The sequence below is a fragment of the Streptomyces sp. NPDC059989 genome (assembly GCF_042736975.1).
Classification (GTDB): Bacteria; Actinomycetota; Actinomycetes; order Streptomycetales; family Streptomycetaceae; genus Streptomyces.
Map to the genome: position 1 here is coordinate 34,763 of NZ_JBHWUO010000058.1, position 7,146 is coordinate 41,908.

General features: G+C 71.8%; 7 protein-coding genes. 5 read left to right on the top strand and 2 right to left on the bottom strand.

Features of this window, described 5'->3' with window-relative positions; translation table 11 throughout:
- Positions 1 to 6: 6 nt before the first annotated feature.
- Entirely contained in the window at positions 7 to 363 is a 357-nt protein-coding gene (locus ACFWBN_RS33865; protein WP_385183657.1) for a DNA-binding response regulator, read from the bottom strand.
- A gap of 207 nt (positions 364 to 570) precedes the next feature.
- Between ACFWBN_RS33865 and ACFWBN_RS33870 the strand changes: the two genes are divergently transcribed.
- From ACFWBN_RS33870 to ACFWBN_RS33885, 4 genes are read left to right on the top strand one after another with little or no spacing between them, the layout of a single operon-like run.
- Positions 571 to 1,443 (top strand): MaoC/PaaZ C-terminal domain-containing protein, encoded by an 873-nt coding sequence (locus tag ACFWBN_RS33870; protein WP_385183636.1) that lies wholly within the window; start codon positions 571 to 573, stop codon positions 1,441 to 1,443.
- Between the two features lie 25 nt (positions 1,444 to 1,468).
- Entirely contained in the window at positions 1,469 to 2,545 is a 1,077-nt protein-coding gene (locus ACFWBN_RS33875) for a Zn-dependent alcohol dehydrogenase (protein WP_385183639.1), read from the top strand.
- A gap of 50 nt (positions 2,546 to 2,595) precedes the next feature.
- Entirely contained in the window at positions 2,596 to 3,537 is a 942-nt protein-coding gene (locus ACFWBN_RS33880) for a 3-oxoacyl-ACP reductase (protein WP_385183643.1), read from the top strand.
- A 59-nt stretch (positions 3,538 to 3,596) separates the two neighbouring features.
- Positions 3,597 to 4,544, top strand: a complete 948-nt coding sequence (locus ACFWBN_RS33885; RefSeq protein WP_385183646.1) for a poly-gamma-glutamate hydrolase family protein — start codon at positions 3,597 to 3,599, stop codon at positions 4,542 to 4,544.
- 6 nt (positions 4,545 to 4,550) lie between these two features.
- On the opposite strand, the gene ACFWBN_RS33890 is transcribed toward ACFWBN_RS33885, so the two are convergent.
- A complete protein-coding gene (locus tag ACFWBN_RS33890; RefSeq protein WP_385183648.1) occupies positions 4,551 to 5,681 on the bottom strand; it encodes a hypothetical protein in 1,131 nt (376 codons plus the stop codon).
- Between the two features lie 209 nt (positions 5,682 to 5,890).
- Here ACFWBN_RS33890 and ACFWBN_RS33895 point away from each other — a divergent pair, with 209 nt between their 5' ends.
- Complete coding sequence (locus ACFWBN_RS33895; protein ID WP_385183651.1) at positions 5,891 to 6,928, top strand: ABC transporter substrate-binding protein; 1,038 nt, start codon at positions 5,891 to 5,893, stop codon at positions 6,926 to 6,928.
- Positions 6,929 to 7,146 lie beyond the last annotated feature (218 nt).

Here is a 7,146-nt window from a genome sequence, read left to right on the forward strand (position 1 = left end):
CCCCGCTCAACCACCCAGGCTCGGGTCGACCACGGTCTCGCCCATCGACGCCCGGCGGATCGCGTCCGCCAGGTCCTCGACCGGCCCGTCCCGCAGCACCAGCCCCACCGCGCCCGCGCCGAGCGAGGCGTCCAGCAGGCCCGGATGCGCCGAGCCCGTCAGCACCAGGATCCGGCACTCGGGATCCTCCGCCAGCAGGGCCGTCACCGAGGCGACCTCCTCGACCAGCGCCACCGCCGGCCGCGCCGTCAGGTCCCGTACGACCTCGATGTCCGGCTGCAGGCCGAGCTGGAGCGCCAGGGCCGGGTTCTGCGGATCCAGCAGGACGCGCAGGGCGCGGGCCTGACGGTGTTCCACGGGCATTTCGTCCACCCGGAAAGCCTATCTGACGTGAAGTCAGGAGTCTTCCCAACTGCCGGAGCGTGCGTTATACATTCCCTCACCGGCCGGAACTGGAACGCGTTCTAGAACGATGGCCGGTCCCGCATACGACCTCGGTGCGGCCGACGGTGCGGACGGCCGCACCGAGGTCTTCCAAAGAGCCAAAAGATCCAAAGGAGCAGCATCTTCATGCCGATCGATGCCGCCAGGGCCCTCGCCGCCGACCCCCGTCAGGGGGACATCGGCTGGGACCACAAGGACATCCAGCTCTACCACCTCGGCCTCGGCGCCGGCGCCTCCCGCAACGGGCAGACCCTGGCCACCGACCCCGACGAGCTGCGCTACACCCTGGAGTCCAAGCTCCACGTCCTCCCCAGCTTCGCGACCGTCGCCGGCGCCGGCATGGCCATGCTGGGCGGCCTCTCCGCGCCCGGGATCGACGTCAACCTCGCCGCCGTCCTGCACGGCGGCCACTCCATCGAGCTGCACCGGCCCATCCCCGTCAAGGGGCAGGCCACCTCCAGCTCCAAGGTCGCCGCCGTCTACGACAAGGGCAAGGCCGCCGTCATCGTGCTGCGCTCCGAGGTCGCGGACGCCGACGGGCCGCTGTGGACCAGCGACGCGCAGATCTTCGTACGGGGCGAGGGCGGCTTCGGCGGCGAGCGCGGCCCCTCCGCCAAGGAGGAGCTGCCCGCCCGCGCCCCCGACCGCGTCGAGGAGCGGCCCATCCGCGAGGAGCAGGGGCTCCTCTACCGCCTCTCCGGCGACTGGAACCCCCTGCACGCCGACCCCGAGTTCGCCAAGCTGGCCGGCTTCGACCAGCCGATCCTGCACGGCCTGTGCTCGTACGGGATGACCCTCAAGGCCGTCGTCGACACCGCCCTCGGCGGGGACGTGTCCCGGGTCCGCGCCTACCGCACGCGCTTCGCCGGGATCGTCTTCCCGGGCGAGACGCTGCGCATCCGGATGTGGCAGGAGCCCGGCCGCGTCCTGGTCTCGGTGACCGCCGTCGAACGGGACGACGCGCCGGTCCTCGCCGACACCGTCGTCGAACACGCGTAATCCACCCTGTAGAAGGAGCCGCACCGTGCGCGCAGCACTGCAGAGCGAGATCGGCCAGGACAAGCTCGAAGTCGTCGACGACATGGAGGCCGTGGGCTTCGGCCCGGGCAAGGTCAGGATCCGCGTCAAGGCCACCGGCCTGTGCCACTCCGACCTCTCCGCGATGAGCGGCGTACTGCCCCAGCCCGCCCCCTTCATCCCGGGCCACGAGGGCTCCGGCGTGATCACCGACGTCGGCGACGGGGTCACCAGCCACAAGATCGGCGACCGGGTCCTCGTCTGCTGGCTGCCGCCGTGCGGGCACTGCCCCTCCTGCAAGCGCGGCCAGGGGCACCTGTGCCTGGAGGCCTTCGGGAACGTCGCCACCCCCAACTTCAAGCGGGGCGCCAGCGACATCTTCGGCTTCGCCGGCACCGGCACCTTCTCCGAGGAGATGGTCGTCCCGGCCGCCTGCGCCATCCCGATCCCCGACGACCTGCCCTTCGACATCGCCGCGCTGATCGGCTGCGGCGTCACCACCGGACTCGGCGCGGCCATCAACACCGCCAAGGTGGAAGCCGGCTCCTCGGTCGCCGTCATCGGCTGCGGCGGCGTCGGCATATCCGTCATCCAGGGCGCCAAGGTCCAGGGCGCGGCCCAGATCATCGCCGTGGACCCGGTGACCTCGCGGCGGGAGGCGGCCCTGCGGTTCGGCGCCACCGAGGCCGTCTCCCCGGAGGAGTTCGCCGACGCCAAGAACCGGATCACGGCCGGCGAGGGCTTCGACTACGTCTTCGAGGTCGTCGGCAAGTCCGCGACCGCGCACAAGGCGTACGAGATGACCCGGCGCGGCGGCAGCGTCGTCATCGTCGGCGCGGGAGCCCTCGACGACAACTACCAGATCAACATGTTCTCGCTGTTCTTCGACGAGAAGAAGATCCTGCCGTCGATGTACGGCGGCGGCGACGTGCTCCGTTCGTACGAGCGCACCATCGGGCTGTGGCGCGCCGGCCGCATCGACCTGGCGAACCTGATCACCCACCGGGTGCACCTCGCCGAGATCAACGACGCCCTCGACCAGATGCGCACGGGCGTGGCCCTGCGCACGTGCATCGAACTCTGACGAACTGACGAACCGACGCACCCCGACCCGTTCTGAGAGGAACCGTACGGATGTCACTGCCACTTGAGGGACTCTCCGCCATCGTCACGGGCGCGGGCCGCGGGCTCGGCCGGGCCGAGGCGATCGAGCTCGCGCGGCTCGGCGCGAGCGTGGTCGTCAACGACTTCGGACAGCCCGGACGGGACGGCTCCGGGGAGGCCTCGGCCGCGCCGGCGGAGGAGGTGGCCGAGGAGATCCGCGCCGCGGGCGGGCAGGCGGTCGCGCACCTGGGCGACGTGGCCGACTTCGAGCAGGCGCGCGAGCTGGTCGAGCTGGCGGTGAGCAGCTTCGGGAAGCTCGACATCCTGGTCAACAACGCGGGCATCCTGCGCGACCGGATGGTCTTCTCGATGTCGGAGGCGGAGTGGGATTCGGTCATCCGCGTTCACCTCAAGGGCCACTTCAACACCACCCACTTCGCCTCCGTGCACTGGCGCGAGCGGTCGAAGGCGGCGGGCGGCCCGGTCTACGGCCGGATCGTCAACACCTCCTCCGAGGCCTTCCTCGGCGGCTCGGCCGGCCAGCCAAACTACGCGGCCGCCAAGGGCGGGATCGTGGGTCTGACCACCTCGACCGCCCTGGCCCTGGGGAAGTACGGGGTGACGGCCAACGCCATCTGCCCGCGCGCCCGCACCCGTATGACCGAGGACGTCTTCGCGGGCTTCCAGGTCCCGGAGGAGGGCAAGCTGGACCCGCTCGCCCCCGAGCACGTCTCCCCGCTCGTCGGCTACCTGGCCTCGCCCGCCTCGGCCAAGGCCAACGGGCAGCTGTTCGTCGTGCACGGCGGGATCGTGGTCGTGATGGAACGCCCCAAGGTGGCGGCCAAGTTCGACACCTCGAAGGAGGCCTTCTCCTTCGAGGAACTGGACGAGCTGCTCACCCCGCACTACGACGCCCGCCCGGCGAACGAGACCTTCGCCGCGGCGGAGGTGCTCGGCCTCAAGCACGGCTGAGAATCCACAGGAACGACCCGGTGCCGTGCCGGTGCCGGGTCGTCGGACATGATCTCCGCATGAAGCTCACGAGTCGGCGCGCCGTCCTGACCTCCGTGGCTGCCGCAGCAGCCACCCTGCCCCTGCTCAACGACCTTGCGGGGAACGGCAGCACCGCCGCCGCGGCGGAGGTGAGTGAACCCCCGCTGACGAATACGGGGCTGTACACCAACCCCGATTACAAGGAGGGCACGGACTGGATGCGCCGCTTCCGGTGCGGGCCCGCCGGGACCGTACTCACGGACAACGCGAGCGGCGACAGCCAGCCCGTCCGCAGTACGGCGATCATCGCCCCGCACGGCGGCGCCATCGAGGAGGGGACCAGCGAGCTGTGTCTCGCCATCGCGGGTTACAAGCCGTGGGCAGCCAATACCGCTCAGCTCCCGGAGGCGGACGGGCCGCTGCAGCGTGACTACTGGATGTTCGAGGCGCTGAAGAACATCGCGCAGCTCCACGTCACCTCGACCCTCTGTGACGACCCGGCTGCACTGGCCGTCTGCGGCAACAACCTCTATGCCGTCTCCCTGCACGGCTTCGCACCTGTGGTCCCCGCGACCAGCCCCACCCCGGCGTGGTTTTCGCACCGGCAGATCCTCATCGGTGGCCGGGACCAGCGGCTCATGCGGACCCTGGCGAGGGCCTTCGCGGACCAGGGATTCACCATGACGAACAGCGATCCCGCGCGGCGGGTGCAGGTGATCCTCGCGGGGGAGGACGGCTCACTGAACGGCGACGACCCCGCGAACATCGTCAACCGCACGCGCACCGGAGCCGGCGCTCAGCTGGAGATATCCACCGAACTGCGCAAGGCGATGTTCGGGAACTGGGACACCGCGAACGACCGTCGGACCACCGCCGGCGCCGCAGGTGCCCCGGCCTTCTTCTGGAACGGCTTCGTCAACGCCGTCCGCCACGCCATAGACCGGCACGAGCGCGGGTACGCCGACGCTCCCGCCACCCCGGCGTAGGCGGCGCTAAGCCCCCGGGGCCGCCCGCCCCGCGGAAGCCCGCTGCAGCGGTGCCTGCTGCAGCGGGACCGGCCGCAGGACCGGCGCAGGCGGCGGGTCCAGCCGTACGGGCGGGGGAGGGGCGACCGGCTGGCTCACGCCCACCATCCCGCACGGCACCTCCGGGGTCGCGTACGGCAGGTGCAGGCGGCCCTCGCTGCTCCACACGCCGGTCCCGCCGAGCCAGCCCGCGGGCGCCCCGAGCCGGAAGAGGTACCGGTCGGCCGGGCGCCACAGGCCGATGTCCCCGTCGGGCAGCCGCAGCGCGACCCCACAGGTCTCCGGCATCAGGGCCTGCCCCGGCTGGACGGCGAACGGGACCGAATCCGCCGGTCGCAGGCACTCCGGGAAGCGGACCGGCAGGGAGCTGCCCAACACGCCCCAGCCCAGGCGGGGTTCGCCCGGCGCGTCGGAGCGGAGCAGCAGCAGCCCGCTGTCCGGGTCGGCCAGCAGGAGCCGGTCGTCGCTGCCCTCGGCGATCTGGAGCAGCGGCGACACCTCACCGCCGCGCCCCAGATCCACGGCGACGGCCTTGACGGTCCCCTCCAGCTCCCGGTCCAGGGCCAGCATCCGGCCCGTCCGGTCCAGCCAGACGCCGCCCGAGCACCGGCCCGGGATCCGGGCCACCTGCCCGAAGCCGGAGCCGGCCACCTGCCAGACGGCCGTCGCGGTGTCCGTCACGACCAGCGCGAAGGCGCCGTGTCCGTCCGGGGACGGGGGCAGCAGGCGGACCCGTACGTCCCCGGCCGAGCCCTCCCCCGCGCCGTCGTCCGGCGCCACCGAGCCCAGCGGGAGCTCCCCGGTGCGCGGCCCGTCCGCGGCGCCGCCCGTCGGGTACAGCAGCGCGAAGGCGTGCCGCTCCGCCACCCGCCGGTGGATCAGCACCCGCCCGTCGGCCAGCGGCAGCACCTCGCTGTCGGCCTCCTCGGGCTGCGAGAGCGGCAGCGGCACCGCGTACGGCTCGGGCCCGGCCAGGGTCCAGCGCTCCGCGAACCGCGCCTCCCCGTCCCCGGCGAGCCGGGCGGCGTACGACCCGTCCGCGGCGATCGTGAACGGGGCCGTGGTCGTCATCTCGATCTCGATGGCACAGACAGTCATCCGGGCCGTCACCTCCGGGGGTGAAGCTAGTTTTCGCACTTCCTGCCGAACAACAGCACCCGGCACGCTTCACACGTACGGGTGTCCACCTGGCGATTCGCCTGTGATGGCGGTGGCGATTGTGCTGTGCGATATCGGGGCGTTTAGGGTGAGCAGGTGGTTAGGCTTGCCTAACCCGCGATGCCGCCCCCGACTCCAGGAGCCGTCCCATGTCCTTCCGACGCCGCGGAACCGCAGCCGTCGCCCTCACCGCAGCCGCCGCGCTCGCCCTCACCGCCTGCGGCGGCGGGGACGGGAAGGCGGCCGAGGACACCAAGGCCGGAGGCGGCGACAAGAAGGCCGTCGCCCAGGGCGGCAAGGAGTTCGCGGACGCCGCGGCGAAGACCGCCGCCTTCGGGACCACCGCCGCGGCCGGGCAGTTCCCCCGCAAGGTCACCCACGCCATGGGCACCACCGAGCTCAAGGCCGCGCCGAAGCGGGTCGTCGTCCTGGACGTCGGTGAACTGGACAACGTTGTCTCGCTGGGCCTGCAGCCCGTCGGCTACGCGCCGTCCGAGGGCGACGAGGGCATCCCGGACTACCTCAAGAAGGACGCCGGCGAGCCGAAGTCGGTCGGCACCATCAACAACCTCAACCTGGAAGCGATCAACGCGCTCAAGCCCGACCTCATCCTCGGCAGCCAGCTGCGCGCCGCGGACAAGTACGAGGCGCTGTCGAAGATCGCCCCGACCGTCTTCGCCATCCGCCCCGGCTTCCCGTGGAAGGAGAACTACCTCCTCAACGCGGCCGCGCTCGACAAGACCGCCGAGGCGCAGGCCAAGCTGGCCGCGTACCAGGCCAAGGCGACGCAGCTCGGTGCCGACCTCGGCGCGAAGAAGCCGACCGTCACGATGCTGCGCTACATGCCGGGCAAGACCCGCCTGTACGCCGGGGCCTCCTTCATCGGCACGATCCTCAAGGACGCGGCCATCCCGCGCCCGCAGAACCAGCAGGCCGAGGACCTGGCGGTCGAGATCAGCCCGGAGCGGATGGACGAGGCGGCCGCCGACTGGATCTTCACCGGGGTCTACGGCCCGAAGGACAAGACGAAGCGGGACTCTGCCGAGGGCAACCCGCTGTGGAAGGGCCTGGAGGCCGTGAAGGCGGGCCAGGCCAAGGACGTCCCGGACGAGACCTGGTACCTGGGCCTCGGCGTCACCGCCGCCGACAAGGTCCTGGACGACCTCCGCGGCTTCCTGGTCAAGTAGTCGGGGTACGCGTCGCAGCGAGCGTGCGGCGCCGCTGTCGGGGGCTCTGCCCCCGAACCCTCCCCCAGACTTCGTCCGGGGGGACCCCCAGCGCCTCAAACGCCGGCGGGGCTGAGGGTGCCCTCAAACGCCGGGCGGGCTGGAATTGCGCTCCGCGCAACCCAGCCCGCCCGGGCTGCGTTGTGGCCCGCACATCAAGGCTGACGCCGGCAAAATCC

Excerpts from the sequence above, each read along its gene's own strand:
- ACFWBN_RS33865 (WP_385183657.1), bottom strand. The coding sequence starts at position 363 with ATGCCCGTGGAACACCGTCAGGCCCGCGCCCTGCGCGTCCTGCTGGAT.
- ACFWBN_RS33870 (WP_385183636.1), top strand. The coding sequence starts at position 571 with ATGCCGATCGATGCCGCCAGGGCCCTCGCCGCCGACCCCCGTCAGGGG.
- ACFWBN_RS33880 (WP_385183643.1), top strand. The coding sequence starts at position 2,596 with ATGTCACTGCCACTTGAGGGACTCTCCGCCATCGTCACGGGCGCGGGC.
- ACFWBN_RS33885 (WP_385183646.1), top strand. The coding sequence starts at position 3,597 with ATGAAGCTCACGAGTCGGCGCGCCGTCCTGACCTCCGTGGCTGCCGCA.
- ACFWBN_RS33890 (WP_385183648.1), bottom strand. The coding sequence starts at position 5,681 with ATGACTGTCTGTGCCATCGAGATCGAGATGACGACCACGGCCCCGTTC.
- ACFWBN_RS33895 (WP_385183651.1), top strand. The coding sequence starts at position 5,891 with ATGTCCTTCCGACGCCGCGGAACCGCAGCCGTCGCCCTCACCGCAGCC.